Raw genomic sequence first — 1005 nt, 5'->3', positions numbered from 1 at the left:
TGGGTACGATTTTCGGCACTACTCCTTGCGAAAATAGGTATTGCATAAGGAACTGCGCATCGTACCCTTTAGCATTGTGGGCCATCGCTACACATTTTTCATTATCGCCACCAAATAACCAAGCGCAAAATTCGTTGTGGCAATTCTCGCCATACCAGATCTTCGACCTATCTTTACCACAGTATACACAAGCCACCTCGATATCTAAATCTTCACAAAATTCGCAACATTTTTGGGCCACCACCGCATTCGGCACATGTAGAAATACCGAACCATTAGCGTCGGTTGTCAGCTCGGTGTTTTGCTGAACTTCGATATCAAAAAAAATAAAACACTGCGGTTTTTCGTCGGTTACCGGCTTCTCACCATCCAACCGCTCCGCCTCGATCACCATTGCTTCCAAATCGTCCGGGTCCATTTCCCCTTCGGATCCCTCTAGTTGCTCACCTGGTGCTACCCGTTTTTTCTTTGGTTTATCCACAATTGGTTGTATAAAACAATAATGCGTCTCTTTGTAAAATTTGCCGCAGTTGCGGCATTTTGCGGCTCCACATACGTGTTGACGATTTGTGGGATAACCTTTTCCGCACATTCTGCACAATTTAAAACGCATACATCTACTACTGCCTTGATTCACAGCCAAATGCCTGTCATAACATTCCACAGAATTAAAATTGCAATTACATATGGCACAATGCTTTCTCTCATCAATGGCACAAGGTACACGGGCATCACATTTGGTGCATACATATTTACAGCGGTGTTTGTATCTATTCGAATACGCTTTATCACAGTGTTTGCAGTAAAAGGATGTATTAAAAAACCCGGATGGCGATTTTATGATGTCATAATGACCATCGTGCAGGTAAAGGTAAACCTGCTCGTTTGCTTCGGTACCGCTGTATAACAAGGCATGACAGCAGTCCTTGGCAAATACCTTTACCTGCACGGACATTCCGCGCTCTAACAGCGCCTGCTCCATACATTTAATTTCATCTGGGCCAC

At 44.1% G+C, this 1005-nt stretch carries 1 protein-coding gene; it reads right to left on the bottom strand.

Annotation, left to right across the window (positions count from 1 at the left end):
- On the bottom strand, positions 1-982 hold a 982-nt coding region (locus GY937_20210; protein MCP5059035.1), incomplete at its 3' end, for a hypothetical protein.
- Positions 983-1005 lie beyond the last annotated feature (23 nt).

It is taken from the genome of bacterium, from assembly GCA_024228115.1.
Classification (GTDB): Bacteria; Myxococcota_A; UBA9160; order UBA9160; family UBA6930.
The sequence above is the reverse complement of the archived record's forward strand: the minus strand, read 5'-3'. Positions and strand labels throughout refer to the sequence as shown.